24 protein-coding genes and 1 pseudogene are annotated in these 26,492 nt (G+C 54.5%); 19 read left to right on the top strand and 6 right to left on the bottom strand.

Translation table 11 applies throughout. From position 1 onward, the window contains the following. Positions 1-168 precede the first annotated feature (168 nt). The 11 genes from GNT65_RS09650 to GNT65_RS09700 all read left to right on the top strand — a co-directional run bounded on the left by GNT65_RS09650 (position 169) and on the right by GNT65_RS09700 (position 13,307). Positions 169-1,839, top strand: a complete 1,671-nt coding sequence (locus GNT65_RS09650) for a 4Fe-4S binding protein (RefSeq protein WP_160795806.1) — start codon at positions 169-171, stop codon at positions 1,837-1,839. Between the two features lie 10 nt (positions 1,840-1,849). Continuing rightward, positions 1,850-2,515, top strand: coding sequence for a TorD/DmsD family molecular chaperone (locus GNT65_RS09655; RefSeq protein ID WP_160795653.1), 666 nt, complete (start codon positions 1,850-1,852; stop codon positions 2,513-2,515). A 167-nt stretch (positions 2,516-2,682) separates the two neighbouring features. Next, positions 2,683-2,883, top strand: coding sequence for a twin-arginine translocation signal domain-containing protein (locus tag GNT65_RS09660; RefSeq protein WP_160795655.1), 201 nt, complete (start codon positions 2,683-2,685; stop codon positions 2,881-2,883). A 51-nt stretch (positions 2,884-2,934) separates the two neighbouring features. Then, complete coding sequence (locus GNT65_RS09665) at positions 2,935-5,784, top strand: formate dehydrogenase subunit alpha (protein WP_160795808.1); 2,850 nt, start codon at positions 2,935-2,937, stop codon at positions 5,782-5,784. 27 nt (positions 5,785-5,811) lie between these two features. Then, positions 5,812-6,402 (top strand): formate dehydrogenase FDH3 subunit beta, encoded by a 591-nt coding sequence (gene fdh3B, locus GNT65_RS09670; RefSeq protein ID WP_041509657.1) that lies wholly within the window; start codon positions 5,812-5,814, stop codon positions 6,400-6,402. 50 nt (positions 6,403-6,452) lie between these two features. Then, positions 6,453-7,460 (top strand): formate dehydrogenase subunit gamma, encoded by a 1,008-nt coding sequence (locus GNT65_RS09675; protein WP_160795657.1) that lies wholly within the window; start codon positions 6,453-6,455, stop codon positions 7,458-7,460. 492 nt (positions 7,461-7,952) lie between these two features. Then, positions 7,953-8,150 (top strand): twin-arginine translocation signal domain-containing protein, encoded by a 198-nt coding sequence (locus GNT65_RS09680; RefSeq protein WP_160795659.1) that lies wholly within the window; start codon positions 7,953-7,955, stop codon positions 8,148-8,150. Between the two features lie 17 nt (positions 8,151-8,167). After that, complete coding sequence (locus tag GNT65_RS09685) at positions 8,168-11,023, top strand: molybdopterin-dependent oxidoreductase (protein WP_160795661.1); 2,856 nt, start codon at positions 8,168-8,170, stop codon at positions 11,021-11,023. 20 nt (positions 11,024-11,043) lie between these two features. Next, positions 11,044-11,613, top strand: coding sequence for a formate dehydrogenase FDH3 subunit beta (gene fdh3B, locus GNT65_RS09690; protein WP_160795662.1), 570 nt, complete (start codon positions 11,044-11,046; stop codon positions 11,611-11,613). Positions 11,614-11,681: 68 nt separating this feature from the next. Further along, a complete protein-coding gene (locus tag GNT65_RS09695) occupies positions 11,682-12,674 on the top strand; it encodes a formate dehydrogenase subunit gamma (protein ID WP_160795664.1) in 993 nt (330 codons plus the stop codon). A 279-nt stretch (positions 12,675-12,953) separates the two neighbouring features. Continuing rightward, positions 12,954-13,307: a hypothetical protein gene (locus GNT65_RS09700; RefSeq protein WP_160795666.1), complete on the top strand. Its 354-nt coding sequence runs from the start codon at positions 12,954-12,956 to the stop codon at positions 13,305-13,307. A 37-nt stretch (positions 13,308-13,344) separates the two neighbouring features. Here the strand turns inward: GNT65_RS09700 and GNT65_RS09705 are convergent, their stop codons facing one another. Further along, positions 13,345-13,854, bottom strand: coding sequence for a type II secretion system protein (locus tag GNT65_RS09705; RefSeq protein ID WP_160795668.1), 510 nt, complete (start codon positions 13,852-13,854; stop codon positions 13,345-13,347). Positions 13,855-14,081: 227 nt separating this feature from the next. Between GNT65_RS09705 and GNT65_RS09710 the strand changes: the two genes are divergently transcribed. Next, positions 14,082-15,461 carry a class II fumarate hydratase gene (locus tag GNT65_RS09710; protein ID WP_160795670.1) on the top strand — a complete coding sequence of 460 codons (1,380 nt, stop codon included), beginning with the start codon at positions 14,082-14,084 and terminating at the stop codon, positions 15,459-15,461. Positions 15,462-15,481: 20 nt separating this feature from the next. On the opposite strand, the gene GNT65_RS09715 is transcribed toward GNT65_RS09710, so the two are convergent. Next, positions 15,482-16,585, bottom strand: coding sequence for a hypothetical protein (locus tag GNT65_RS09715; RefSeq protein ID WP_160795672.1), 1,104 nt, complete (start codon positions 16,583-16,585; stop codon positions 15,482-15,484). Positions 16,586-16,755: 170 nt separating this feature from the next. Next, positions 16,756-17,919 (bottom strand): iron-containing alcohol dehydrogenase, encoded by a 1,164-nt coding sequence (locus GNT65_RS09720; protein WP_160795674.1) that lies wholly within the window; start codon positions 17,917-17,919, stop codon positions 16,756-16,758. A gap of 204 nt (positions 17,920-18,123) precedes the next feature. Between GNT65_RS09720 and GNT65_RS09725 the strand changes: the two genes are divergently transcribed. Continuing rightward, entirely contained in the window at positions 18,124-18,990 is an 867-nt protein-coding gene (locus GNT65_RS09725; protein ID WP_160795676.1) for an AraC family transcriptional regulator N-terminal domain-containing protein, read from the top strand. A gap of 6 nt (positions 18,991-18,996) precedes the next feature. Here the strand turns inward: GNT65_RS09725 and GNT65_RS09730 are convergent, their stop codons facing one another. After that, the gene (locus tag GNT65_RS09730) at positions 18,997-19,518 is read right to left on the bottom strand and encodes a hypothetical protein (RefSeq protein WP_160795678.1); all 522 of its coding nucleotides are present in this window, start codon (positions 19,516-19,518) and stop codon (positions 18,997-18,999) included. 374 nt (positions 19,519-19,892) lie between these two features. Here GNT65_RS09730 and GNT65_RS09735 point away from each other — a divergent pair, with 374 nt between their 5' ends. Next, positions 19,893-21,236, top strand: a complete 1,344-nt coding sequence (locus GNT65_RS09735) for a coproporphyrinogen III oxidase family protein (protein WP_160795680.1) — start codon at positions 19,893-19,895, stop codon at positions 21,234-21,236. 84 nt (positions 21,237-21,320) lie between these two features. Further along, positions 21,321-21,944 carry an HD domain-containing protein gene (locus GNT65_RS09740; protein WP_160795682.1) on the top strand — a complete coding sequence of 208 codons (624 nt, stop codon included), beginning with the start codon at positions 21,321-21,323 and terminating at the stop codon, positions 21,942-21,944. On the opposite strand, the gene GNT65_RS09745 is transcribed toward GNT65_RS09740, so the two are convergent. Beyond that, the gene (locus tag GNT65_RS09745; RefSeq protein ID WP_160795684.1) at positions 21,941-22,156 is read right to left on the bottom strand and encodes a hypothetical protein; all 216 of its coding nucleotides are present in this window, start codon (positions 22,154-22,156) and stop codon (positions 21,941-21,943) included. The genes GNT65_RS09740 and GNT65_RS09745 overlap by 4 nt on opposite strands. Before the next feature lie 295 nt (positions 22,157-22,451). Between GNT65_RS09745 and GNT65_RS09750 the strand changes: the two genes are divergently transcribed. From GNT65_RS09750 to GNT65_RS09765, 4 genes and pseudogenes are all read left to right on the top strand, one after another. Further along, positions 22,452-22,739 (top strand): putative quinol monooxygenase, encoded by a 288-nt coding sequence (locus GNT65_RS09750; RefSeq protein ID WP_160795686.1) that lies wholly within the window; start codon positions 22,452-22,454, stop codon positions 22,737-22,739. A 21-nt stretch (positions 22,740-22,760) separates the two neighbouring features. After that, a pseudogene (locus tag GNT65_RS09755) lies at positions 22,761-23,285 on the top strand (GNAT family N-acetyltransferase); the annotation flags it as partial. A 51-nt stretch (positions 23,286-23,336) separates the two neighbouring features. Continuing rightward, complete coding sequence (locus GNT65_RS09760; protein WP_281213034.1) at positions 23,337-23,714, top strand: GNAT family N-acetyltransferase; 378 nt, start codon at positions 23,337-23,339, stop codon at positions 23,712-23,714. A 136-nt stretch (positions 23,715-23,850) separates the two neighbouring features. Next, positions 23,851-24,711, top strand: coding sequence for a PfkB family carbohydrate kinase (locus GNT65_RS09765; protein ID WP_160795688.1), 861 nt, complete (start codon positions 23,851-23,853; stop codon positions 24,709-24,711). 202 nt (positions 24,712-24,913) lie between these two features. On the opposite strand, the gene GNT65_RS09770 is transcribed toward GNT65_RS09765, so the two are convergent. Then, a complete protein-coding gene (locus tag GNT65_RS09770; RefSeq protein ID WP_160795690.1) occupies positions 24,914-26,371 on the bottom strand; it encodes an alpha/beta hydrolase in 1,458 nt (485 codons plus the stop codon). Positions 26,372-26,492: the final 121 nt, after the last annotated feature.

The following is a 26,492-nucleotide window of genomic DNA, read 5'->3' on the forward strand; positions in this document are numbered from 1 at the left end:
TAAATCCATAAATTTGGTACGTGAATTGCTGTATTAACGACAATTAACAACGAGTTAGATAATCGTTGAACTCAGGGTGAAGCTGGCGCAACAAGCGCATGCCGTTAGAGCACAACAGCCACCCGGCTGATACAGCAGCCAAATACTGCTTAGGAACGCAATGTGAGCATGCATTTAGAGACGAGCGACAATTTGGCCCACCTGAAACAGGTGCGCCAGCAAGTGTTGGGACAGACACAAATTCTGCAAAACCTGATCCCACCCACAGTGAGTTACACCACAGAGGGCAATGTGTTGATCATTGGCCCGGAAGACTTGGCACGCCTGGCGGCCGACAAGCTGGCTAACATGGGTCAACGCGCCATTCTGGCCAACGAGTCGATCACCAGCCAGGATGAAGATCACCTGGAGAAGGTGATGAACGCCGCCGAAGATGTCGAGAGCTACTATAACAAGCTCATCGAGATCAAAGGTTTCCTGGGTCAGTTCCAGGTGAAGGTTGAGCATGACGACGGCACCGCCGATCTCAGCCTGGTGGCCATTCGCAAGGCCCATTTCGACCTGATCCTCGACCTGAGCCAGTCTCCCTGTATCAACCTCGAGATGCTGCCACCGGGTTACTTCTACGTGGGCCAGGATGAGGCCAAGTTGATGGATGCGATCGCCCAGCTGCCCGAGCTGATCGGCGAGTTCGACAAGCCGCGCTACGTCAAGGTGAACAGCGACATCTGTGCCCACCACAGAAACGGCATCGATGGCTGTAACCGCTGCCTCAACTTCTGTCCCGCCGATGCCATCGCCAGTGTTGACCATAAGATAGAGATCGACCCTTACCTCTGTCATGGTGCGGGCAGCTGTACCAATGCCTGTCCAACCGGTGCCATCAGCTATGACCTGCCAACGCCACAGGCGCTGCACTCTTACCTGAACAAGCTGGTCACACGTTTTCGCAGCGCGGCGCAGACCGCCCCTGTGATCCTGTTCCACGATGCCAGCCTGGGTGCCTCACTTATCACCGATGAGCTGCCGGGTACCATATTGCCGGTGGAGCTGGAGGAGATCACGGTCGCCAGCATGGATCACTGGATGGCGGCCCTGGCCTGGGGCGCACGCCAGATCTTGGTGCTCAACACAGAGGCCACGGCGCCGACCCTGACCCAGATGCTCAACGGCGAGCTCAAGCTGGCCAACGAGATCCTCGACGAGATGGGTCAGCCCCAGCGTGTGAGCGTGATTGAGGCCAGTCAGATTGCCGAGCTGGCCGCACTGATCGAACCTAGCGCCAGCTGGCCCATGATTGTGCCGGGCGAATTTGCCGCCACCACCAAGCGTGAGACCCTCTACGCGGCGATCGATCACCTCAACAGCCAGGCGGCCTCTACCGATGCCTGTCTGAGCAAGAGCAATATTCCTTACGGCAAGGTGAGTGTTAATACCGACAACTGCACCCTGTGTCTCTCCTGTGTGTCGACCTGTCCTACCCAGGCGCTGACCGACGGTGGTGAGAAGCCGGCGCTCTATTTTGTCGAGCAAGCCTGTGTGCAGTGCGGCCTGTGTGAGTCGGCCTGTCCGGAGAAGGTGATCAGCCTGACACCACAGATTAATTTCGATGCGGCGGCCCGTCAGAGCCGTCAAACCCTGAATGAGGAGGCCCCGTTCGAATGTATTCGTTGTGGTACTCCATTCGCCACCCAATCCATGGTGCAACGGATGCTGGATGTAGTCGGCGGACACAGTGCCTTCAGTGCCAATACCGAGCGCCTGAAGATGTGTAGCGACTGCCGGGTAAAAGACATGTTTGAAGACATACTTCAAGATCCTGAAAAGCAACTGCGATAAGAGTTTAGCCATGACCGAATTAGTAAGAGAAGTTTCAGAAAACGATCAGTTAAGAGCCGATATCTACCAGCTTTTGGCGGCGCTTTTACGCAAGCAGCCAAGTGCTGAACTTTTGCAGTTCCTTTCCACCCTGGAGATAGATGCCGACGATGACAGCGACATGACCAAGGCTTGGTTGGCGCTGAAATTGGCGGCGGACCAGTTTACCCCTGAGCAGCTGGAGGAGGAGTACTTCAACATCTTCCTCGGCGTCGGCAGCGGTGAGATCTTGCCCTACGGCAGCTGGTTTATGACGGGTTCGCTGATGGATAAGCCCCTGGCGCTGCTCAGACAGGATCTGGCCCAGCTGGGGTTCGAGCGCAGCGAAGAGGTGAAGGAGCCGGAAGATCATGTGGCCGCCCTGTGCGAGGTGATGGGAACCCTGATCCTGGAGGCTCCTGGCTTCCGTCAGCTGGCCTTCTACCAACGCCACATCGGCAGCTGGATCGATCGCTTCTGCGACCACCTGGGACGGGCGCCAAGTGCGGCCTTCTACGCTACTGTGGCCCAGCTAGCCAAGGCGTTTTTCGTTATCGAAGTCAACGAGTTTGAACAACTTAAGTTAGATATTCCGGTGAACTGCCCCGGCAGCGAAGCGGAGAAGATTGAACCGACAGCCAGCGAACTCGCGTCCTAGGTTGTGGTTTAGCTTAGTGGTCGGCGCCAGCGCGCCGACATATTGAAACCGAGGGGCAACCCTCACCAAGCGTCGGGTTCTGGTCTTAGTGTCGACTTGTCTGCAAAGCCGAATCGACCGAGATGATGAGACTAGAGCCTACATTGAGTCAACATCAAGGAGACACTATGAAGAAGCAAGCTTCTGATATGGGTCGTCGTCAATTGCTAAAAGCATTAGCCCTGGGCAGTGCAGCGGGTGCCGTGGCAACCGTTAGCGGCCAGGCCGCGGCGGTAACGCCTGCACCTCAAAAAGATGCAGCGCACGGCGATGGTTACCACGAGACAGATCATATTCGTAGTTATTACGCGTCTTTACGTACCAAGTAAGTCTTGGGCGAGTAATTACGCAGTAATTCAATAACATTAGGAGAGTGTGTGATGCGATTAACCCGCAAAACAGACCAGGCAGAAGTCGCTAAAAAGCCTGCCCTGGGTCTAAGTCGTCGTCAGTTCCTTCAGTCTGCAGGTCTTGCTACTGGTGGTATTGCCGCGGCCTCTATGCTTGGCGCTGGAATGATGCGCAAAGCCGAAGCGAAAGAAGTGCCACATGATGCGCCAACCGAAGTGAAGCGTACCATCTGTTCTCACTGTTCAGTGGGCTGTGGTATCTACGCCGAAGTACAAAATGGTGTGTGGACAGGCCAAGAGCCAGCTTTCGACCATCCATTCAATGCCGGTGGCCACTGTGCCAAGGGTGCGTCTCTACGTGAGCACGGCCATGGTGAGAAGCGCCTCAAGTACCCCATGAAGCTAGAAGGCGGTAAGTGGAAGCGTATCTCTTGGGATCAGGCTATCGAGGAAGTAGGCCAGAAGGCGCTGGATATCCGTAAGGAGTCAGGCCCGGATTCAGTCTTCTTCATGGGTAGTGCTAAGTTTTCTAACGAGCAGGCTTATCTGTACCGTAAATTCGCTGCCATGTGGGGCACCAACAACGTCGACCACTCGGCACGTATTTGTCACTCTACCACTGTAGCCGGTGTTGCCAACACCTGGGGCTATGGTGCGCAAACCAACTCGTTTAACGATATCCGCAACGCCAAGGCGATGATGTTTATCGGTTCTAACCCTTCAGAAGCTCACCCGGTTGCTATGCAACACATTCTGGAAGGTAAAGAGCGCGGCGCGAAGATTATCGTTGTCGATCCTCGTTTCACCCGTACTGCCGCTAAGGCCGATGAGTACGTGCATATTCGCCCAGGTACCGATATTCCTTATATCTATGGTCTGCTGTGGCATATCTTCGAAAACAAGTGGGAAGACCAGACCTTCATCGATCAGCGTGTCTACGGCATGGAGCGTATCCGCGAAGCGGCCGCTAAGTGGACCCCTGAAGAAGTTGAAAACGTGGTTGGTGTGCCTAAAGAGCAGATGTACCGTGTGGCCAAGACACTGGCCGAGACTAAGCCTGGCACCATAGTCTGGTGTATGGGTGGTACTCAGCACCACATTGGTAATGCCAACACCCGCGCTTACTGTATCCTGCAGCTGGCACTGGGCAACATGGGCGTTTCTGGTGGTGGTACTAACATCTTCCGTGGTCACGATAACGTACAGGGCGCCACCGACTTCGGTCTGCTGTTCGACACCCTACCTGGTTACTATGGCCTCAAGACAGGTTCTTGGAAGCACTGGTGTAACGTATGGGACCTGGACTATGAGTGGGTGAAGGCTCGCTTCGACCAGGAACAGCGTCTGGGTCAGGATCCTATGACCTCTACCGGTATTCCTTGTTCTCGTTGGCACGATGGTGTGCTGGAAGACAAGTCTAAGATCGCTCAGAAAGACAACATACGTATGTCATTCTTCTGGGGTCAGTCGGTCAACACAGAGACCCGTGGCCGTGAGGTGCGTGAAGCACTGAACAAGATGGACACAGTAGTGGTTGTGGATCCATTCCCAACCATGGCGGGTGTCATGCATACCCGTAAAGACGGCGTCTATCTGCTGCCGGCGGCGACTCAGTTCGAGACCTATGGTTCGGTATCAGCCTCTAACCGCTCACTGCAGTGGCGTTCACAGGTGATCGAGCCGTTGTTCGAATCTAAGCCTGACCACGTCATCATGTACAAGTTGGCGAAGAAGTGGGGCATAGAGAAAGAGTTCTGTAAGCATATCAAGGTGAATGGCGACGAGCCGTTGATCGAAGATATTGTCCGTGAATACAACAAGGGTATGTGGACCATTGGTTATACGGGTCAGAGCCCAGAGCGTCTCAAGATGCACCAGGAAAACTGGGGTACCTTCGACATCAAGAGCCTGGAAGCACCGGGTGGCCCAGCTAAGGGCGAAACCTATGGTCTGCCTTGGCCATGTTGGGGCACACCTGAGATGAAACACCCAGGTACCCAGATCCTTTACCGTACCGATCGTGAAGTCCGCTTCGGCGGTGGTAACTTCCGTGCCCGTTATGGTGTTGAGCACGATGGTAACAACATCCTGGCCGAAGGCTCTTACTCTAAAGGCAGCGAGATCAAGGACGGTTACCCAGAGTTTACCGACAAGATGCTCAAGCAGCTTGGCTGGTGGGACGACCTGACCGCAGAAGAGAAAGCGGCTGCCGAAGGTAAGAACTGGAAGACAGATATCTCTGGTGGTATCCAGCGTGTCGCCATCAAGCACGGTTGTATCCCATTTGGTAACGCTAAGGCCCGCTGTATCGTGTGGAACTTCCCAGATGATATTCCGGTTCACCGTGAGCCTCTGTATACGCCTCGTCGTGATCTTGTGTCTAAGTACCCAACTTACGATGACCGTATGGTGGCGCGTCTTCCTACCCTGTACAAGTCTATTCAGGATCAGGACTTCGCCAAAGGCTTCCCACTCGCCTTGACCTCGGGTCGTCTGGTTGAGTACGAGGGCGGTGGTGAAGAGACACGTTCTAACCCTTGGTTGGCAGAGCTTCAGCAAGAGATGTTTATCGAAATCAACCCTGCCGATGCGGCGGATCGTGGTCTACGTGATGGTGACGAAGTATGGGTTCACAGCCCAGAAGGCGCCAAGATCAAGGTGCAGGCAATGGTGACACCGCGTGTGATTGAAGGCGAGTGTTTCATGCCGTACCACTTCGCGGGTGTGTTCGAAGGCGAGAGCTTGGAGAAGAGCTACCCAGAAGGTACAGTGCCTTACATCATTGGTGAATCGGCCAACACCGTATTGACCTATGGCTATGACGTGGTGACTCAGATGCAAGAGACTAAGTCTAGCTTGTGTCAGATCACTAAAGCCTAACGGAACTTGATGAGGAGATAAGCCATTATGGCAGTCATGAAATTTCTATGTGACACCAAACGCTGCATCGAGTGTAACGGTTGCGTCACAGCATGTAAGAACGAAAACGATTCCGCTCTCGAGTGGGGTATCCAACGCCGTCGCGTCGTGACCATCAACGATGGTCAACCCGGTGAAGCCTCGATCTCTGTGGCTTGTATGCACTGTACCGACGCCCCTTGTCAGGCCGTTTGCCCAGCAAACTGCTTCTACAAGACGGAAGATGGCCTAACGCTACACAACAAAGATACCTGTATCGGTTGTGGTTACTGCCTATACGCCTGCCCATTCGGTGCGCCTCAGTTCCCTAAGAAGAGCACCTTTGGCAGCCGCGGCAAGATGGATAAGTGTACTTTCTGTGCCGGTGGCCCAGAAGAGACCTTCTCCGATGCGGAGCGTAAGAAGTACGGCGCTAACCGTCTGGCCGAGGGTAAGTTGCCTATGTGTGCCGAGCTTTGTTCGACCAAGGCGCTGCTCGCCGGTGATGCGGAAGTGGTTTCCAACATCTACCGTGAGCGTATCGCGGCCCGTGGTAACCCTAATGCGATCTGGGGTTATACCCCTAAGACTGGCGTTTAAAGTGAATAGTACCGTAAGCTTTCGGGCTTACGGTCTGTAAAGGAGTGACTATGTTATTAAAATCACTGCGCAGCCTATTCACTGTGTTGTTATTGCCATTGGTCTTGGCAATGGGCTTAGGTCTGACGACGTCAGCCTACGCCGTTGACGAACAGACCAGTCAACAGATGGCCAATACCAGCGACGCTGAGTTATGGAAAGCCGTGAAGTCAGGAGACAAGGGATACACCACAGCCAAGGGTGTGGAGACTGGGGTTATGATTAACGTGTCGGCCATCGAAGGCACTAACGTTAAGAACGACTATCTCACCCCTGTGATGGCACTGGCCGTTTGTGGTGTGTTCGGTGCTTTCCTGATCTTCTATCTGGTGAATGGTCCTTCAAAGTTAAGTCATGGTTTCTCTGGCAAGATGGTATTGCGCTGGACCAAGGCCGACCTTTGGATTCACTGGGTACTGGCGCTCTCCTGCCTGGCGTTGATCTTTACCGGTCTTAACATCATGTTGGGTAAGCATGTGCTGCAACCCTATGTGGGCACGGGCATTTGGGGGTCGCTGATCTACGGCAGCAAGACGATCCACGATTATGCGGGTCCCTTGTTCATCGTGGCTTGGGCTATCTGTGTGGTTAAATGGATGCCGTTGCAGACATTTAAGCTGTATGACCTTAAGTGGTTCCTGGTGGTTGGTGGTTACATCAACTTCGGTCCCTTCAAGGGCAAACACCCAGACAGCGGCTTCGCCAACGCCGGTGAGAAGATGTGGTTCTGGACACTGACTCTGTTCGGCCTCTTCATCGGGGTTTCCGGCATCATGCTGGTAATGCCAGGGCTCGAACTGCCACGTGAAGCCTCTATGGCGGCACTACTGGTGCACGGCCTCAGCGCCATCATCATCATCGCCTTTACTATCGTCCACATCTGGATGGCGACGGTATTGAGTGAAGGTGGTATGGAGTGTATGAAGTCGGGCTACTGTGACGAGAACTGGGCGGTACAGCACCACAACCTTTGGTACGATGAAATCAAAGAGAACGGTACGCTTACCTATAGGGACTAGACCCAAGATTAGGCTGACAAAGAGTAGCCGCTTTAGTTTGAATGAAAGCCCATAGATGAAACACCCCACCTGTTTATCAGGCGGGGTGTTTTTTTATGTTTAAGCGATGAAGATCCTAGCGGATCGAGATCACCTTTGGCTGATTTTCAAGCGCACTTTTTATTTTCTATAACAACAACTTCATTACATCTACTGGATCCCGGTTTTGGCTATTTTCAGGGATTGCCAGCAAAGTGCATCGGCTAAAGTATGACTGGCTTAACATTTTGGTCATTTACTCATTTTTTCCGCTTAATGACCCCTATTCAGATCAATATCTCCGCCTCGCTTCTTACTTATATTGCAACGGCAATTAATCGGATGTTTTTAAAAAACATAGCATTTTTACCAAACTGCCACCTGTGAATAACATTGCCTTAACCAATGTGCCGATGGCGGCTTTGAATAAATCATCCTTAACTATCGAAACTTCCTAATCCACTAGGAGCAAGAATGAAGAAGCAACAGCCCGATCTGAACCGCAGATCTCTGCTGAAAGCACTCACCATAGGTGGTACGGCCGGTGTGGCTATCGCCGCCAGTGGTGTGAGTGTTGCCAACGCAACCGAGACAAAATCTCAAGAAAAACATGCCGATGGCTACCATGAAACTGCACATATCCGCAGTTATTACAATAGCTTGCGTAGCTAATTAGGAGAATTTGAGCGATGAAGTTAACGCGCAAAACAAATGAGGCAGTCGCAACGGCTAAGCCAAGCTTAGGCATCAGCCGTCGTCAATTCATGAAGCATGCGGGTATCACAACCGGTGGTATCGCAGCAGCCTCTCTTCTCGGTACCGGCATGATGCGCCGCGCCGAAGCGAAAGATATTCCACACGATGCCCCTATCGAGATCAAGCGCACCGTATGTAGCGCCTGTGCCGTGGGTTGTGGTCTGTATGCCGAAGTACAAAATGGTGTCTGGACGGGTCAGGAACCAGCATTCGATCACCCATTCAACGCCGGTGGTCACTGTGCCAAAGGTGCTGCGCTGCGTGAACATGGTCACGGCGAGAAGCGTCTTAAGTACCCAATGAAGCTGGTCGACGGCAAGTGGAAGAAGCTCTCTTGGGAGCAGGCCTTCAACGAAGTCGGCGACAAGATGCAGAGCATCCGCCAGGAGTCGGGTCCAGATTCACTCTACTTCATGGGTAGCGCCAAGTTCTCTAACGAAGGCTGCTACATGTACCGTAAATTTGCGGCCATGTGGGGCACCAACAACGTCGACCACTCGGCACGTATCTGTCACTCTACCACTGTAGCCGGTGTTGCTAACACCTGGGGTTATGGTGCGCAAACCAACTCATTCAACGACATTCAGAATGCGAACGCGATCTTCTTCATCGGTTCAAACCCTGCCGAGGCACACCCTGTTGCCATGCAGCACATTCTGATCGCCAAAGAGAAGAACAACGCTAAGGTTATCGTGGTCGACCCACGTTTCTCTCGCACCGCGGCGCATTCAGATCTGCACTGTGCACTGCGTCCTGGTACCGATATTCCTTTCATCTACGGCATGTTGTGGCACATCTTCGAAAACGGCTGGGAAGACAAGACCTTCATCAAGCAGCGCGTGTTCGAGATGGACACCATCCGCGAAGAGGTGAAGAAGTTCCCACCTAAAGAAGTGGCCAACATCACTGGCGTGAGCGAAGAGCAGGTTTACCAGGCAGCCAAGCTGATGGCTGAAAACCGTCCTGGCACTGTGGTTTGGTGTATGGGTGGTACCCAGCACCACGTTGGTAACGCCAACACTCGTGCCTACTGTATCCTGCAGCTGGCCCTGGGCAATATGGGCGTCTCTGGCGGCGGTACCAACATCTTCCGTGGTCACGATAACGTACAGGGCGCGACCGACTTAGGTCTGCTGTTCGATACCCTGCCTGGCTACTATGGCCTGAAGACAGGTTCTTGGAAGCATTGGTCACACGTTTGGGATCTGGATTTCGACTGGGTTAAGGGTCGTTTCGATCAGAACGAATACCTGGGTCGCATCCCAATGAATACTCCTGGTATTCCATGTTCTCGTTGGCATGACGGCGTATTAGAGACGCCTGAGAAGCTGGCGCAGAAAGATCGCGTACGCATGGCCTTCTTCTGGGGTCAATCTGTCAACACAGAAACCCGTCAGCGCGAGGTGCGTGACGCCCTGGATAAGATGGACACAGTCGTGGTTGTGGATCCATTCCCAACTATGGCCGGTGTCATGCACCGTCGCAAGAATGGGGTCTACCTCTTACCTGCGGCGACTCAGTTCGAGACTGAAGGTTCTGTGTCTAACTCTGGCCGTAGCCAGCAGTGGCGTGAGAAGGTGATCGAGCCGCTATTCGAATCTAAGACAGATATCGAGATCATGTATCGCCTGTCGCAGAAACTCGGCTTCGACAAGGAATACACTAAGCGCATCGCCAAAGATGCCAAAGACATGCTAGTGATCGAAGACATCACCCGCGAGATCAACCGCGGTATGTGGACCATCGGTATGTCTGGCCAGAGCCCTGAGCGTCTGAAGCTGCACACCCAAAACTGGGGCACCTTCAGCAACAAGACCCTAGAGGCAGAAGGTGGCCCAGCCAAGGGCGACACCTATGGTCTGCCATGGCCATGTTGGGGCACACCAGAGCAGAAACACCCTGGTACCCAGATCCTCTACAACACACACAAACACGTGCTTGAGGGCGGTGGTAACTTCCGTGCCCGTTATGGTGTCGAGTACCAAGGCAAGAACCTGCTGGCCGAAGGCAGCTTCTCTAAGGGTGCCGAGATCCAAGACGGTTACCCAGAGTTCAGCGACAAGCTGCTCAAGCAACTGGGCTGGTGGGACGACCTGACCGCCGAAGAGAAGGCCGAAGCCGAAGGCAAGAACTGGAAGACCGACCTTTCTGGCGGTATCCAGCGTGTGGCCATGAAACATGGCTGTATCCCATTTGGTAACGCCAAGGCCCGTTGTATCGTGTGGACCTTCCCGGATCAAGTGCCTGTTCACCGTGAGCCGCTGTACACGCCGCGCCGCGATCTCGTGTCTAAGTACCCAACGTACGACGACATGCAAGTTCACCGTCTACCGACGCTGTACAAGTCTATCCAAGAGAAAGACACAGCAACTAAGTACCCACTGGGTCTTACTTCTGGTCGTCTGGTTGAGTACGAGGGTGGTGGTGAAGAGTCTCGCTCTAACCCATGGCTGGCCGAGCTACAACAAGAGATGTTTGTTGAGATCCACCCAGGCGATGCTGCCGACCGTGGTATCCGCAACGGCGATACCGTATGGCTGGAAGGCGCCGAAGGTGGCCGCATCAAGATCAAGGCCATGGTTACCCCTCGCGTTAAGCAAGGTGTTACCTGGATGCCATACCACTTTGCCGGTGTGATGCATGGTGAGAGCCTAGAGAATAACTATCCAGAAGGTACTGTGCCTTATGTGATTGGTGAGTCTGCGAACACGGCATTGACCTATGGTTATGACCCTGTCACGCAGATGCAAGAGACCAAAGCGTCGCTTTGTCAGATCACTAAAGCTTAAGTATCGGGAGATTTGCCAATATGGCTACAATGAAATTTTTATGTGATACCAAGCGCTGCATCGAATGTAACGGCTGTGTCACGGCATGTAAGAACGAAAACGACTCTGCACTGGAGTGGGGTATTCAACGTCGCCGCGTGGTGACCATCAACGACGGTCAGCCAGGCGAAGCCTCAATCTCTGTGGCTTGTATGCACTGTACCGACGCCCCTTGTCAGGCGGTTTGTCCGGCAAACTGTTTCTACAAGACGGAAGACGGCCTGACGCTGCACAACAAAGATACCTGTATCGGTTGTGGCTACTGCCTGTACGCCTGTCCGTTCGGCGCGCCTCAGTTCCCTAAGCAGGGTGCCTTCGGCAGCCGCGGCAAGATGGATAAGTGTACCTTCTGTGCCGGTGGTCCTGAAGAGAACCACTCAGATGCAGAGCGTCAGAAATACGGTTCTAACCGTATTGCCGAAGGCAAGCTGCCTATGTGTGCCGAGTTGTGTGCGACTAAGTCGCTACTTGCCGGTGATGCTGAGGTTATCTCAAACATCTTCCGCGAGCGTGTTGCATACCGTGGTTCGAAAAATGCGATTTGGGGTTAATCCCCAGCTTGTATAAGGCCACAACAATCCACACCGGGCCTGCCCGGTGTGGACGATAAGGATGTAATATGAACAAATGGTTCAAACAATTTAGCGTGATCTTAGCGCTAGTGATAGGTACCACATTCAGTGCCCTGTCGTTCGCCCATGGCGATGCGACCGACCATACCCATGCCGCCACCGAGGGGCAGATCTGGTCGGAGATTCAGGCAGGCGCCACCGGATACACTACCTCTCACGGTCAGTTCCACAATCAGCCGATCAACAGCTATGATCTGCGGGTACTCGAGCTTCGCAGCGACTGGCTGGCACCTGCCCTGATGGCGGCGCTGTTTGGCATGATCATCATCTTCGTGCTGTTCATCAAGGTGAACGGTATCTCCAAGTTGCATCACGGCTTCTCGGGCAAGATGGTGTATCGCTGGTCGAAATTTGATGTCTCTATCCACTGGCTGGGGGCCATCCCTTGCCTGCTGTTGATCCTCACGGGTCTTACCCTGCTGGCGGGACGTTTCTTCTTCCAGCCATACCTGGGTGAAGGCTTCTGGGCCGGCCTGGTCTATGGTGCCAAGCAGATCCACGACTACATGGCGATCCCCTTCATGATCGGTTGGGCGCTGATGACCACACTGTGGGCCAAGAATCAGCTGCCTAAGATGTATGATGTTAAATGGTTCCTGGTCGTTGGTGGTTACATCAACTTCGGCCCCTTCAAGGGTAAGCACCCGGATGCCGGCTTTGCCAACGCCGGTGAGAAGATGTGGTTCTGGGCCTTCGCCCTGTTCGGCCTCATCATCTCGGCTTCAGGCATGTTGCTGCTGTTCCCGAACCTGTTCGAGCCCAGCCGCACCCTGAGCCTGATTGCCCTGGTTCTTCACTCTGTCAGTGCCATCGTTATCTGCGCCTTCTCTATCGTTCACATCTTCATGGCGACCGTGATGTCAGAAGGTGGTATGGAGTGTATGGTGTCGGGTTACTGTGATGAAAACTGGGCGACCCAGCATCACAACCTTTGGTATGACGAGATCAAAGAAAATGGCACGCTGAAGTACAAAGAGTAAGGCGTTAGCCGTTCGTATCAGCCTTTGGTACTAACATGAAAAAACACCTCGCCGGGTTACCGACGGGGTGTTTTTTTATGCCTGTCGTTTTGATGCCCGCATTTTATGTGTGCATAAGCTCGAAGGTTTGTGTCTGTAGCTGTGAGTGATAGTCGCTGTTTGCAACATCAGCTGTTAGCGATACTAGCTGTTTGCAATATTAGTCATTGAGAATGTTGACAATAACCCTTAAGCCGCTAAGTTGTGAAGGGAGCGATTTTCACGATAAAGGAGTTGAATATGATCAGAGGGATTTTGATGGCACTCGCCCTGAGCGGGGGTGTTAGTGTGAGCTTTAGTAGCCTAGCCGATACCTTTAAGGTGACCTCAGAGGTCTGCCTGCAAGGTGAGGTGCTTGGCGCGCCAACCTTTGTGATAGATACGGTAAAGGCAGAGCAGATGACACTGGCGGACAAGTATCAATATAGCGTCAAGGTAAGTCCACACAATGCGGCTCAGGTGTCGGTAGATTTCAGCCTGAGTGGTGAGGGCTATGAGACAGCCTCACAGGCCATAGTCGACCTGGACAAGGCCGCCTTGCTCAATTTTGGTGACCAGACATTTAGCTTCCTCATCAACAGGGTAGGTGACTAAGTGGTCGTTACTCTGCGATTTAATCCAGCCTTGCCCATTAACAGTCGCTGTCTATGACAGTCGTGGTGACTATCTTGGTCTGGGTGCCGGATTTAGTGTCGACCCTGAGGTAGCAGGCGAGGGCATCATCAGCCAGGAGATCCCCAGGGGTCTTAAACAGGCTGCGCTGGCCGATGCGCAGCTCGATATCCTTTTGGGTCCAGCTGGCCCCGTAGAACCATTCCTTCATGGTGACTGTCAGCAGTTGGGGCACGGCGTCGCCGCGCCACTCAGGATAGCCATACCTCACCAGTATTTTCTGTTTATCTCCCGGATTGAGGAAGTAGCTTGCCTGTTCTTGCTGGGTTACGCCTGAGATGGCCGAGCGGGCGTAGACCAGCCGATTCGCGGCCTGCACCGAGGCCTCTAGCTGCTGGAGCTGGGCAACTCTCGCCTCGCGCGTCAGGCTCAGCCATCTGCTGGCGGCTGCAACGCTGAGAATGGCCAGAATGACGATCACTACCACCATCTCTATCAGGGTAAAGCCAGAGGCTCCTTTGTGTCTCATGGTTACTCGCATCTTCAGACTAACGGTTTGGCATTTAACAAAGTGGAGGCAGACTAACCGTTAGAGAGACATTTGCAAGCAAAACCGAGTCTGATTTTGCAATAACCTATTGAATGCTAACTGGATGTTTTCGGCCTGTTGCGTTCTGGTTTTAATCTTGTTGTTGGGTCGCCAGTTAGGCCGAGATGACCTAAGCTCAAGCTAGTCTCAACAAGCAGGAGAGAGAGATGGAGAGCAAAGTGGTAAGCGACAGCATGGGCGATCTCAACATTCCCGCCGATGCCTTGTATGGTGCCCAGACGGCGCGGGCGATCAAGAACTTTCCCGTGAGTGGTCGTCCCATGCCCCGCGGCTTCATCCGCGCCTTACTGCTGGCTAAGCTCGCCGCCGCCGAAGCCAATGTGACTCTCAGGCTGCTTGCGCCCAATATCGCCCCGGCGGTCGCCCAGGCGGTACAGGAGCTGCTGGCGGATCCCCATATGATGCGCCATTTCCCTATCGACATGTTCCAGACCGGCTCGGGCACCAGCAGTAACATGAATGCCAACGAGGTGCTCGCAACCCTGGTGTCTAATAGCCTGGGTCAGGCGGTGCATCCTAACGACGTGATCAACCTGGGGCAGAGCAGTAACGACATCATTCCCAGCGCCATACATATCAGCGCCCTGCTGGCGGTGGAGCAGTCGCTGCTGCCTTCGCTAACCCTATTGTCGCAGACTATCACGACTAAGGCGCAGCAGCTGGCCGATGTTACCAAGACGGGGCGTACCCATCTGATGGATGCCATGCCAGTTCGTTTCGATCAGGTGTTGGGGGGCTGGGCGAGTCAGATCGATGATTGCCGTGAGCGCATAGCGAGCCAAGGCGACGCCCTGGCCCAGCTGCCCGTGGGCGGCACGGCGGTGGGGACTGGGGTCAACACCCATGAGGAGTTCTCTAAGGTGTTTTGCGAGAGGCTCAGCGCCCTGACCCGTACCCAGTTTCGCCCGGCGGATAACCTCTTTAGCCGTATGGCCAGCCATGATACCGCCGTCGCCCTATCGGGCCAGCTGAAGACGCTGGCGGTAGCCATCATGAAGATCAGTAACGACCTGCGCTGGATGAACTCGGGGCCGCTGGCGGGCCTGGGGGAGATCAGCCTGCAACCCCTGCAGCCGGGCTCCTCTATCATGCCGGGCAAGGTGAACCCTGTGATTCCCGAGTCCGCCTGCATGGTGGCGGCGCAGGTGATGGGCAAGGACATGGCGATCACCATCGCCGGTCAGTCCGGCAATTTCGAGCTTAACGTGATGCAGCCGCTTATCGCGGTTAACCTGTTAGAAAGCATAGAGAGCCTCAGCAATGTGTCGCGCCTGCTGGCCGACAAGGCCATCGCCAGTTTTGTGGTGAATCGAGACAAGATAGCCGACTCCCTGCATCGCAATCCTATACTGGTCACCGCCCTGAGCCCCAGGGTGGGCTATGTACAGGCGGCTAAGATAGTCAAACAGGCCTATCAGGATAGGCGACCCATACTCGAGGTTGCCATGGAGCTCACCGACCTTAGCGAGGAGGAGCTCAGACGCCTGCTGGATCCCGAGCGCCTGACCCGTGGCGGCCTATCCTAGCGATTATCGGCCACAGCGGTCTATAAAATATGGGTGGTGAGCCGATAAGTTTGCATTTCCTCTCTAGACATCCAATGGGCGCCTTGTGCAGGGGCCGAGGTGAGGGTAAACAGGTAGAAGGGAACCCCTTGTTTGCCCAGCATTTGGCTGAAGTAGGTCGCCTGACTGCGGTGAGCCTCGTCGTTGTAAGGGATATCTGTGGCGTCTTTGTCCAGCTCGCTGTCGCTCCAGCTGTGTACACCAATTTGTTGATTTCGTTCTAGGCTGAGGCCCGTAATCTTAGGTTCTAGGGTCCGATTGACTCCGGCGGCGAACAGATCTGTGGCGCCGGAGAAGACGCGTCCCGAGCGGCTGACCTTGGTATCTAGCTTATGGTCTCGGACAAGTAAGCCTGTGTACATGTTGATCTCATCATCGGCGGAGCCGCCAACAAAGTTATCGAATATCAGCACTTTCTTCTGCTTAGGGTAATGATCCACCAAACGTTTTAGTGCCTGATAGCTGGTGATTCCTAGGGTGGAGTTTGCGGGGTTGTCACACTCCTCTGTGCACCATTGGTTGTTGATCAGAGGCTCGAAATAGTTGCTGGTGAGAATCTCGATACTAGCGCCATGCTCCTGAGGCGAGAAGAGGGTCGAACCTATTGCCGAGGAATATTCCAACCAGTCGGTGACAAAGGTCAGTTGGAGGTACTGCTTCTTCTCATTCGTGTGTAGCTCGAAGATACTCTTGTCGCCTTGCTCTTGTCGCTGTGCATTTGAGCAGTCGAAACTGTCGATGCGATGCGGGCCGGAGAAGATCTGACAACCCAGCAGCTGCGATTCATCAAATTTGATCGCTAAGGTGAGGCTATGGCCCGTCTCGCTGCTCAGGGCCAGCAGTAAGTACGGAATCTGCTTCTGGGTGTCGACGAAGACGTCGGCGTATTCCAGCCTGTCGTAGTGAGTGTGTTGGTACTCGAGTTGAATCGAAGAGAATATCGGCTCACGCTCCTGAATCAATGCTTCGAGTTTCTCCTGGCTAAAGACGAAGTTAGCCAGTGGAGCTTGTGGCCTAGGTTGGTCGGCGTTACAGCCAACTAGGCCGCTAAATATCAGCAGCAGGGGTAGGGTAAAACGTAGCATGGCGGTCTCCTCTGATGAAAAGTCTCAGTGTAATGAGGACCGCAGCTAATTACTGTCAGCAGTTTGTATTGCTTTGTCAGTTGGCCAAGTTTGGTGAGAAGTTTTGGGAGTTGCAGGGCATAGCAAAAAGGCATCCCTGGGGATGCCTTCATCGTTTAGTGTTGTGGGCCTTACCAGGCCTGCTGCAGGATCTCGCGGCTGATATCCAGGCCGAGATCGCCAGACTCTGACAGGGCGGTCATGCCGTGGGCTTCCAGTGCCGCGACTATGTCGTCGATCTGCTCCTGGGCAATATCATAGTCGCGCAGGCGGGTCTTGAGACCAAGTTGCTGGAAGAACTGCTCAGTCTTGTCGATCGCCAGATCGACACGGCTGGCTTCGTCGCCTTCTGTGATGTCCCACACGCGCTCGGCGTATTGCAGCAGCTTGGCGTGTTTCTGGGTCTTGCGTACGCGCCAGACCGACGGCAACACGGCGGCCAGGGTCTGGGCGTGGTCGATGCCAAACAGGGCCGTCAGCTCGTGACCTATCATATGGGTCGTCCAGTCAAACGGCACGCCGGCGCCTATCATGCCATTGAGGGCCGAGGTGGCACTCCACATCAGGTTGGCTCTGGCATTATAGTTCTCTGGCTCTTCCAGTGTGACGGGGCCAATCTCGATCAGGGTGCGCATGATTCCTTCGGCGGTTCTGTCCTGTACCCGGCCGTCTACCGGATAGGTGGCATATTGCTCCAGCACGTGGACGAAGGCGTCTACCACACCGTTAGCCACCTGAATCTTTGGCAGGGTGAAGGTCAGGGTTGGATCCAGCAGCGAGAAGGTCGGGTAGATACTGGGATGGTTAACCGGGAACTTGCCGCCGTTATAGCTCACCACGCCGAAGGCGTTCATCTCTGAGCCTGTGGCAGGCAGCGTGGCTATGGTGCCCAGTGGTAACACCTGATCCGCCTCGACCGGTACTGGGGCGAAACCGTGGAACAGCAGGCTGGCGCTGTCACCTTCGAAGCGGGTCGCCAGGGCGATGAACTTGGTGCCATCTATCACAGAGCCGCCACCGACCGCCAGCAGGAAGTCGATAGACTCCTCTCTTGCCAGCTTGGCCGCCTTGGCGAGGGTCTCATACTGTGGGTTGGCCTCGATGCCGCCGAATTCGACGACGGTGCGATCGCCCAGGGCGCTGAGCACCTTGTCCAGGGTGCCGAAGCGTTTTACGCTGCCGCCGCCATAGGTCACCATGACGCGGGCGCCGGCGGGGATCAGCTTGTCTAGCTCGGCCAGGCGATCTTTACCGAAGACGATCTGGGTGGGATTGCGATAATCGAAGTTAAGCATGGGGATACCTTGTGTCACCTAATAATATGCTGCACATACTAGTCTCTTGGCGCGAGTTTTAAATACCTATTGCTGCACGCCTCTTGCCTATTTCTGCTTTATTAGGTTTAAAAGGAGTAATTTTGATTATTTTTGATGCCTTTTTCTGCTTGGATGATATTATCGCCGTCAATTGAGTCCTTATCCTGTCCCAAGAGGTGGAGTGTGAAGAGTATTGCCGAGTTGATGTCTGAGCTGGCCCCGGATGAGGGGATGAACGACAGCGTATTGCCAGGTATCAAGCTGTTTCGCTGCTCCGCCTACGGTGCCCGCGGCCCCTTGTGTTACTCCCAAGGGATCATGATAGTGGGGCAGGGTAAGAAGCGTATCTATCTGGATAACAGGGTGTTTGACTATGATCCTCAGAACACCCTGGTGATGACAGTGCCCATGCCGGTGGAGTGTGAGACCTTCGCCAGCAAGGAGGAGCCAGTGCTGGTGATGATGATAGATATAGAGCTGGCGCAGCTTAATCGCCTCATCCCCATCATGGATAACCACCACAGGGTGCCCCAGGCCCTGGGCGAGTCGCGACTGCCGGGCTATTTCATCGCCCCGACCGGCGAGGCGATAGAGTGCAGCATTCATCGTCTGCTGCAGGCGTTGCAATCACCGTTGGAGGCCGAGGCGCTGGGTGAGGCCATGGTGCTGGAGATCCTATATCGCCTGCTGGCCCTGCCCAACGCGGCGCCCTTATATGCCCTGGCACTGAGCCATACCCGGCTGTCGCGCATCGACAAGGCGCTGAGCTATCTACATAAACACTATGCCGCCAGCATAGAGGTGGATCATCTCGCGGCCCTGGTGAACATGAGCCCCTCGGCGTTTCATCGCTGCTTCAAGGAGGTGACCGCCTCGTCACCGATCCAGTACCTGAAGAAGCTGCGCCTGAACAAGGCCAAGGAGCTGTTGCAGCGCCCCGGGGTGAAGGTGAAGCAGGCCGCCATCGAGGTGGGCTACGAGAGCCCGGCTCAGTTTAGCCGCGAGTTCAAACGCTACTTCAGCCACAGCCCGGGGGAGTGTGTCAGGTAAGGGGGTCTACTGCTTGATGCACTGCAATAGCACGACGAAAGGGGGCATGTTGTTGTGGGCGACGCTGTGGCCTTCGGGCTCGGTGCGACGTTTTTGATGTTGGCGCATGCCCACATCATCGCCCTCTCCGGTCGCGTATTCCGGCTCGTCTCCCGAGTCATAGTAGTACCAATCGTCGTAGACATGGGTGTGCTTGGGTAATTCGGCGAGTGTCAGTTTATGCTTCTCCTCACCGCCTTTGTCATTGAGCTTGCGTACCGACAGCGCATTCTCCTGATGATTCACGGCTAAGGTAAAGCGGCCACGTCCCTCGCTGTAGGGCTGCCACCCCTCAGGGCAAGCGGTTAGATCGAAATAGGCCACCGTCTTGGCGGGTATGATGCTGCCGGTTCCGGCTATCTGTTTGCTCAGGGCAGAGAGTCCTTGCGCGTTGGCGAGGTTGTTGGCCGCGAGTTCTGTGTATTTCACATAGCCAAAGAGTGCCAGCGATGCGGTGAGCAGCACAGTAACCAGTAGATTCCATTTCATTATTAACTTCCTTGTGTCGAATTGCACTCCACTGAAATAGCCGGAGTCTATATCATTATTTTTATTAATTATTTAACCTACGCTATTTATTTTTGCGCCGCAACAGGTGGATTCTTACGCGGGTTTTTTTCGAGTCATCTCGTCACCTTGCTCGGTGAAAAATGTGTGATCACATTTATTCAACATTTGCTAAAACATGACATGCTTAACAATTCTTCGGCTAATCTAGTGCTAGGTGTTGTAACTCCAAGCCAGTTCACGTTTTATATATTCCTTAAGTGATACTTTTGTGTTCCGCAAATGGATGTGTATCGCTTTAAGTCCTTATTTATTAAAAGGCTTTGTTCTCAAGGCCGGTTCAGCTAGGAATATCTATGTCTTCGTCTTCTATTATTCAAACGGCGCCAGGTGCATTGATTAAGCCGTACCAAGCTAACATTACCGTCCCTAACTGGATGCTGAGCTCGATGGAACGAGTGATGCAGTATTATGTCGACAAGAACCTACGACTCGATACCCAGTCCGCCTCTATGATGCCGGCACCCATAGAAGGTAAGAAGTACATGCTCTATGCCCATGTGCCTTTCTGCCATACCTTGTGCTCCTTCTGCACCTTCCACCGTTTCCTGTTTAAGGAGGAGAAGGCGCGCGCCTATTTCGTCTCGTTGCGTAAGGAGATGGAGATGGTCAAGGCGCTGGGCTATGACTTCGAGTCCATGTATATCGGCGGTGGCACCACCACAGTGCTAGAAGATGAACTGGCACGCACCATAGAACATGCCAAGAAGCTCTTTCCTAGCATCAAGGAGGTCTCCTGCGAGTCGGACCCTCAGCACCTGGACAGCCCAGGTTTTAAACAGCTCGAAGGCCTGGTGGATCGTATGTCTATCGGGGTGCAGAGCTTCAACGACGACATCCTGGCGATGACAGATCGACTGGATAAGTTTGGCTCGGGGCAACAGACCTTCGATAAGATCATGGCGGCCAAGGAGTTGTTTCCCATCATCAACGTGGATCTCATCTTCGGCTTCCGTGGCCAGACAGATGAGGTGATCCAGAACGACTTGGATATGGCCTCTCGTCTCGACCCACGTCAGATCACCACCTATCCCTTGATGATCACCCATCAGACCCGTAAGAGCGTCAAGGGCAAGCTGGCCGCGCCTCAGGGCGATATGGCACGTCAATATCGCCAGATCTTAAATAGCCTGAACGGCCAGTATAACCAGCTGTCGGCCTGGGCATTCGGTAAGGCCAACAACGAAGGTTTCGATGAGTATGTGATCGATTATGACGAGTATCTGGGAGTAGGTTCTGGCTCTTTCAGCTTTCTCAACGACACCCTGTATGTGAATACCTTCTCCCTGCGCAAGTACCAGGAGAATATCGCCTCGGGCCGCATGGGGGTCGAGCAGCAGAAGAACTACAGTCAGAAGGATGTGATGCAGTATCGCTTCCTGCTGGGCATGTTCTCTGGCCGTCTGTCCCGCAAATATTTCCGCGACACCTTCGGCGTTAACCTGGATTGGGCCCTGTTTAAGGAGATGACCTCGATGAAGGCGATCGGCGCCATCAAGAACGACCCCAAGGATCCCGATAACCTGATCGTGACGGATAACGGTAAGATGATGGGCCTGCTGATGATGAAAGAGTTCTACTCAGGCATGGATAACGTGCGGGCACAACTGCGTAAGCCGCTCAAGCCCTGTGATATGTAGCCCTGCGATATGTAAGGGGCATTTGCTATCTGAGCTGAAGAGGCCGATCATAGATCGGCCTTTTTTATTGTCGGAGTCTTAAAGATGCAAGCCTTTGAAAGTCTGTTTTCACAATTTCTCGAAAGCGTTGCACCGACCGATGCCGCTCACGATGTGCAGCACATTACCCGAGTGGTGAAGACAGCCAAACGTCTGTGCGGTCTCGAATCTGCCTGTGCCGAAGTGGTGGTACCCGCCGCCTGGCTGCATGACTGTGTCACCCTGGCAAAAGACGATCCCAGGCGCAGTCAGAGCTCTAAGATGGCCGCGGACAAGGCTATCGCCTTCCTCGCCGAGGTGGGTTATCCGCAGCAGTATTTGGCCGCCATTCACCATGCCATTCTCGCCCACAGTTTCAGTGCGAGTGTCGCTCCCGAGACGCTGGAAGCCAAGATAGTGCAGGATGCCGATAGACTGGATGCCCTGGGCGCCATAGGCGTGGTGCGTTGCCTGCAGGTTGGCGCAGCGTTGGGACGACCCCTGTATGATGGGGAGGATCCCTTCTGTCGGGAGCGGGCGGCGGATGATGGCCGTTACACCTTAGACCATTTCAAGCAGAAGCTGTTTACCCTGGCGGATACCATGCAGACAGCGGCTGCGAGGGAAGAGGCGCAGCGTCGTACTCGGGTAATGCAGGGCTTTCTCGATCAGCTGGCTCAAGAGATCTAGGGGAGGCGCTCGGGAGCCTGTCTGTGATTCACCTTAGCACGGCGCGCTAACTTCTGCTCAAGCTGACGAGCCTCCTGGCGTATCTGTTCGATAAAGAGATCTTGGTAACCTAGCAGCTCAAATTCTCTCAGGCATTGGTGGTAGCGGCGCAGTTTTTCTTCCCAGCAGAGCGGCTTATCCATCAGCTCTTCTAATGTCAGTATTGAGTCCATTCAATAACCTCACAATCTCCTTATGCTCGTCAGCGTAACGTCAAGTTGTCACCTTGTTGAGGCTGATTTTTATGTCGAAACGTCATAAGTCGAAAGTTTTGTGTTGTTTTTATCAATCTTTTCAATCGCTTATTTTGTTTTCAAGATTGGCTTAAGTGAGGGGGCGCATATCGCCTAAGCTAATATGGGTGATCGCTTACGCACTTATTGGTCGATAAGCTCATGGAGGTATGTTTGTGGAGCATCCTGTAATAGGGTAGCTTGGTGAACTCTTCATTTTGTACAGGGAAATCAGATGATAGTACGTATTGGCGAATTTCAGGCCGCGCCGGGCCAGGCAGAGGCATTGAAGGCCTTCCTCCTCTCATTGAGCGATTATATTTGCAACTCACCGGGCTGCCTCAGCTATGAGGTATTGTGTCCGGTCGACGAGGCGGACCGCCTGATGGTGATCGAGCGTTGGGAATCTGCCGAGCAGCACAGGGCCTCGGTGCAGGCTTATCCGAGCGATAAGATGCAGGCCGCCATGTCGCTGTTCGCCGCACCGCCGACTGGCGGCTACTATTCGCTGGCTCAAGCTTAGGCTTACGGCAGGGCTTTAGTGATGATCTATTTCGAGACAGAGCGGCTTATCTGCCGCGCCTTCGAGCGGGCCGATCTTCAGGCCTTCACCGCCTACCGTGCCGATCCTGAGGTTGCCCGCTACCAGAGCTGGCAAGATTACCAGTATCAGGATGCCCTGGCGCTGTTCGAAAATTTACAGCAGACACCCTTCGAGACGCCCGGTACCTGGATGCAGCTGGCCCTCGAGTGTCGTCAGCCCCAGGCCTTGGTGGGGGATCTGGCGCTGCATTTCATCGATGCGCAGCAGGTTGAGATAGGCTTTACCCTGGCAAGTGAGCATCAGGGAAAGGGCTTGGCGCGAGAGGCGCTGCAGGGGTTGTTGGTGTATCTGTTTGAGGGCCTGGGTAAACACAGACTCTCGGCCATCACAGACGTGCAAAATCACGCCGCCTGGGGGCTGCTGGAGCGCCTGGGCTTTCGCCGCGAGGCTCATTATCGCGATAACATCTTCTTTAAGGGCAGCTGGGGCAGTGAGTATGGCTATGGCCTGCTGGCGCGTGAGTGGCGTGAGGCACAGGCGGGCGAGCCTTTGCAGGAGTTTCGTCTGATCAAACGTGTGGCGCCTCTCAATGATTTCCTGCGCCTGCGGCAGATAACAGGCCTGACCCCAAGGTCTCGCGAGGCGGCAGAACTCGGCCTGCCCCTGAGTCTGTTTGGCGTACATATTTTGGCGGGTGACAGGGTGATCGCCATGGGGCGGGTGGTGGGCGACGGCGCACTCAACTTCGAGCTGGTGGATATCGCCGTGGATCCCGAATATCAGGGGCGCGGCCTGGGCAGCGCTATCATGAGCGCCATCATGGCCTATCTCGACGAGACGGCGCCTAAGGGGGCCTACATCACCTTAATGGCTGATGTGCCTGCCCTTTATCTCAAATTTGGCTTCGAGTACTCGCGTCCGGCGAGTGAAGGCATGTATAAGTTACAGGCCTAATTGGTTGAGAAGCCCTGCGGGCCTTGATATAAAGGAGGCTCGGCGGGCCCCAAAGTATTAGGTTTCCGGGGCTAATTTTCTCAACCCGTTTAGGCGAGCTTCATTTTCTCCTGATCCGCTGTTACTCGGAGCATGCATGGCCAAAATTCTGCTGGTAGCCAACCTCAATTGCGATCGTATTCTCAGACTCGATAAACCCTTGAAGATGGGGGGGCGGTTTCACTATCAAGATGGTGGCCAGCGCCTGGGGGGCGGCGGTGCCAACACAGGCATAGGCCTGGTGTGGGCCGGGCACGAGGTAGCACTGGTGAGCCAGGTGGGCCGTGACGAGATAGGCGACTGGCTGCTGGCCGAGACCAGCACCCTGGGGATAGATTGCCGCCTGATGCAGCGCTATCAGCAACATACCTGTGAGATGCTGCTGGTGATGACCCCGGATGGTGAGCGCACCATCATACGTCCAGAGCGCCCCAGATTCGAGCTGGCGGCGCCGCCGAACTGGCGTCAGTGGGATGCCCTCTATATCAACTCTTCCGCGGAAGGCGCGGTGAGCTGGGCCAAGACAGCCTTGCCCCACAGCCTGGTGGTGGCGCAGCTGGCCAAGGATAACCGTGAGCGTCCCTGCCATGTGCTGATCGCCTCGCGAGCCGACATGCAGGGTCGTAGCGAACTGTCGCCCTGGCAGTATGGCCTCTCCATTGCCGGAGACAGTCTGCAGGCCTTCATAGTGACAGATGGCGAGTCGGGCGCCATTCTCTATCAGGCGGATTCACAGACCCATGTGGCGGCCGAGTCGGCCAGCGTGGTCGATACCACTGGGGCGGGAGACGCCTATGCGGCAGGCTTGATCCATGGGCTGGTGCGTGGCGATGAGTTTTGTCAGGCCATGGCCGAAGGCGCCCGCTGGGCAGCCTTTGCGGTGGCCACCGAGAGTTCGATACCGGGAGCAGGGCTAAAAAACTATCTGGAAAATGAGCGAGCGAAAGAAGAGGCCTAGTGGGCAGAACTTGTCATCATAATGTCATTAACTCGGCTTAGAGTATCGGCATTGGTCGCAAGCAGTTCCCTGACCTTGTTTTGTGTAGCTTCTTTTCTAACATAGTGTGTTTTTCTGTTCTCTCGCCCCATCTTCTGGGGCATTTTTTTGCCCGAAAAAAAGCCCCGACCTTTTGGTCAGGGCTTAGGCTGAATGCTTGCTGTTAGTTGTACTTAAACACGGGAATCATGCTGGTACACTGGGTCTTTATCTTCTGTTCCGGGGCCGCCAGGAAGGCCATGGTAATGCCGTCGATACAGTTGCGATAAGGGTTCTCCGAGGTCAACTGCACGTGGCCGCCCTGAGGGTTGGTGAACAGCTGGGCATTTGGCATGTTCTTCACCACTAACTCCCCCCAGGCTGGTGGCGTCTGAGGATCGTTACCGCCGTTAACCACCAGGATGGGTAGGTTACTGGTAACGGCCTGGGTCTCTATGCTATCGGCCGCGGCCACATCCCACGCCTTACAGCTGTCGATATCGAATCCCTGATGGAACACCTTGTCTACGGTCAGTGTGGTCGTGGTAGACCAGTTCTTGTCGTTGCGACCCACTAAGGCTGTTTGGTTGAGGAAGGCATATTCCTCGGAGCAGACCACAGACAGGGCCATAGGGGCAAAATAGTCCTCGTCGGGTTCGTTGTCTTTATCCTTGATGATGATGTTCAGGTCCTTGTCGATCGCCTGGATCAGGGGGACGACCCTGGCATCACCCACTAGATTGGCGATGTAGTTGACGAAACGGATGGCTGCCTGATCTTCCCCCTGATTCTGTAGTCGCGCGATGATAGATTCGATCATCGGCTTGAGGATCTCCGATGCGCACTTAGTGGAGGCGTCGCAGTTGGCGATGATGCGATCCAGCGTGGCATAGGTGGCCCAAGGCGTATCGGATAGGCCGTTGACCTCTATGGGGAATACACCGTCGAGGATGACGCTACGGATCCCTTGGCTATCTTCGCGTATGATGGTCTCTGCCAGTCGAGTGCCGTAGGAGCCGCCGTAGAGGTTCCAGCTGTCGAGCTTGAGCGCCTTTCTCAGCATGATGAAGTCATGGGCGCTCTGCACGCTCTGGTAGGCGCTGAAATCTACCCCCTTGGCCTTGAGGCGGGCCTTACAGGCCTTGACCTGCTCGATTGAGCCTTTGACCGTGTTAAATTCGGTGCACTTGTAGGCCGGTTTGGCGTGGCCTGTGCCGCGCTGATCCACCAGATAGAAGTCGCGGTCGTTCCAGAGGTATTTCGCCTTGCTCTGGGTGAAGTCTTCCAAACTGTCGATGGCCGAGTAGCCCGGGCCACCCTGCAGGTAGACCACGGGATCGGCCTTGACCTCTGTCTTGGTCGCCGGGATCTTCAGCACGGCGATCTCCATGGTTGTCTTGGAGGCGCTCTGGCCCTTAAGGGCATGTTTTTCCGGTACCGTCAAATAGCCGCAGCTGGCACCTTTGGGCAGATCCTGGCTCTTGGTGAACGTGCTGCAGTCGACGCTGGCGTAGGTGCCCACCTTGCTGGCGACCTCCTTCTTAGTGTCAGACTTGCTCGATTGGTTACAGCCGCCGAGGAGGGCGGTTGCCATGACGAGTGTGCCAAAGGCCAATAGGTTGGGCTTGTGTGTCAGGCTCATATACAACTTCCTTATGGGTTACAGACGAAGGCAATGAACCTGGCGAGTCGCAGAGACTCGGCACCTTAGGGTTCCGTGCCGTGATTATCTGTAGCGCATTATGAGGAGGCTGGCTTCTGGG

It is taken from the genome of Shewanella insulae (assembly GCF_009831655.1).
GTDB classification, from domain to species: Bacteria; Pseudomonadota; Gammaproteobacteria; order Enterobacterales; family Shewanellaceae; genus Shewanella; species Shewanella insulae.

Coding starts and splice junctions, on each gene's coding strand:
- GNT65_RS09720 (WP_160795674.1), bottom strand. CDS start 17,919: ATGCTTAACTTCGATTATCGCAATCCCACCCAGATCGTCTTCGGTAAA.
- GNT65_RS09710 (WP_160795670.1), top strand. CDS start 14,082: ATGGAGAGCAAAGTGGTAAGCGACAGCATGGGCGATCTCAACATTCCC.
- GNT65_RS09700 (WP_160795666.1), top strand. CDS start 12,954: ATGATCAGAGGGATTTTGATGGCACTCGCCCTGAGCGGGGGTGTTAGT.
- GNT65_RS09715 (WP_160795672.1), bottom strand. CDS start 16,585: ATGCTACGTTTTACCCTACCCCTGCTGCTGATATTTAGCGGCCTAGTT.
- GNT65_RS09770 (WP_160795690.1), bottom strand. CDS start 26,371: ATGAGCCTGACACACAAGCCCAACCTATTGGCCTTTGGCACACTCGTC.
- GNT65_RS09675 (WP_160795657.1), top strand. CDS start 6,453: ATGTTATTAAAATCACTGCGCAGCCTATTCACTGTGTTGTTATTGCCA.
- GNT65_RS09695 (WP_160795664.1), top strand. CDS start 11,682: ATGAACAAATGGTTCAAACAATTTAGCGTGATCTTAGCGCTAGTGATA.
- GNT65_RS09655 (WP_160795653.1), top strand. CDS start 1,850: ATGACCGAATTAGTAAGAGAAGTTTCAGAAAACGATCAGTTAAGAGCC.
- GNT65_RS09735 (WP_160795680.1), top strand. CDS start 19,893: ATGTCTTCGTCTTCTATTATTCAAACGGCGCCAGGTGCATTGATTAAG.
- fdh3B (WP_160795662.1), top strand. CDS start 11,044: ATGGCTACAATGAAATTTTTATGTGATACCAAGCGCTGCATCGAATGT.
- GNT65_RS09745 (WP_160795684.1), bottom strand. CDS start 22,156: ATGGACTCAATACTGACATTAGAAGAGCTGATGGATAAGCCGCTCTGC.
- GNT65_RS09665 (WP_160795808.1), top strand. CDS start 2,935: ATGCGATTAACCCGCAAAACAGACCAGGCAGAAGTCGCTAAAAAGCCT.
- GNT65_RS09650 (WP_160795806.1), top strand. CDS start 169: ATGCATTTAGAGACGAGCGACAATTTGGCCCACCTGAAACAGGTGCGC.
- GNT65_RS09680 (WP_160795659.1), top strand. CDS start 7,953: ATGAAGAAGCAACAGCCCGATCTGAACCGCAGATCTCTGCTGAAAGCA.
- GNT65_RS09660 (WP_160795655.1), top strand. CDS start 2,683: ATGAAGAAGCAAGCTTCTGATATGGGTCGTCGTCAATTGCTAAAAGCA.
- GNT65_RS09685 (WP_160795661.1), top strand. CDS start 8,168: ATGAAGTTAACGCGCAAAACAAATGAGGCAGTCGCAACGGCTAAGCCA.
- GNT65_RS09740 (WP_160795682.1), top strand. CDS start 21,321: ATGCAAGCCTTTGAAAGTCTGTTTTCACAATTTCTCGAAAGCGTTGCA.
- GNT65_RS09750 (WP_160795686.1), top strand. CDS start 22,452: ATGATAGTACGTATTGGCGAATTTCAGGCCGCGCCGGGCCAGGCAGAG.
- GNT65_RS09765 (WP_160795688.1), top strand. CDS start 23,851: ATGGCCAAAATTCTGCTGGTAGCCAACCTCAATTGCGATCGTATTCTC.
- fdh3B (WP_041509657.1), top strand. CDS start 5,812: ATGGCAGTCATGAAATTTCTATGTGACACCAAACGCTGCATCGAGTGT.
- GNT65_RS09730 (WP_160795678.1), bottom strand. CDS start 19,518: ATGAAATGGAATCTACTGGTTACTGTGCTGCTCACCGCATCGCTGGCA.
- GNT65_RS09705 (WP_160795668.1), bottom strand. CDS start 13,854: ATGAGACACAAAGGAGCCTCTGGCTTTACCCTGATAGAGATGGTGGTA.